This is a genomic window from Angustibacter speluncae (assembly GCF_054777815.1).
The window spans coordinates 1-759 of sequence record NZ_BAAHAF010000022.1; the positions used below are offsets into that span (position 1 = coordinate 1).

Below are 759 nucleotides of genomic sequence, written 5' to 3' on the forward strand. Positions count from 1 at the left end.
AGCAGCGGCACGTCGGTCCAGGCGACCACGGCGCCGACCGCCACCAGGCCCGACGCGGCGGCCGGGAGCAGCAGCAGCGCCTGGCCGGACGCGCGGCGGGCGAGCACGAGGGCGGCGACGCCGGCGAGCGTGACGGGGACCGACAGCGGCTCGACCGTCCAGGCCGCGAGGACGCCGAGCGTGCCGACGGTCGTGCCCGCGGCCAGCAGCACGGTGCCGTCGACGTCCCAGCCGCGCGCCTGCCGGCGCAGCGCCCAGCCGCCGGCGACGGCGGCCACGGCGAGCACCGCGGCCGTGGTGACGACGGTCAGGACCGGCAGCTGCACCTGCCACGGCAGGCCCACGACCAGCGCGGCGACCGACACCGTGGCGAGCCGGCGCACCACCGCGGTGCCCGACACCCGCCACCACGACGCGAGCACCCCGGCGAGCACGACGACCGCGGCGAACGAGGCGGTGCGCTCGGTGCCGTCGACGACCTCGCCGGCGGCCAGGATCCCGGCGGCCTCGCCGAACGGGGTGCCCAGCCCGGACGACCACGGGCGCCCCGCGCCGCCGAGGCCGGCCACCGGGTGCACCAGGACGACCGCCGCGGCCGGGACGACCACCACGCCCAGCACCACCAGCGCGCTGCGCGCCGACACCAGCACCCGTCCGCCCGACCCGCCGGCGCCGGACGCCTGGTGCGCGGCGAGCAGCCGCAGGGCGAGGGCCAGTGCGCCCGCGGCCATCGGCGCGCCGACCAGGGCCCACGAGTCC

The 759-nt window shown here is 80.5% G+C and carries 1 pseudogene; it reads right to left on the reverse strand.

Annotated elements, in window-relative coordinates:
• Window positions 1-759: pseudogene (locus ACYVKY_RS02395) on the reverse strand (hypothetical protein); the annotation flags it as partial.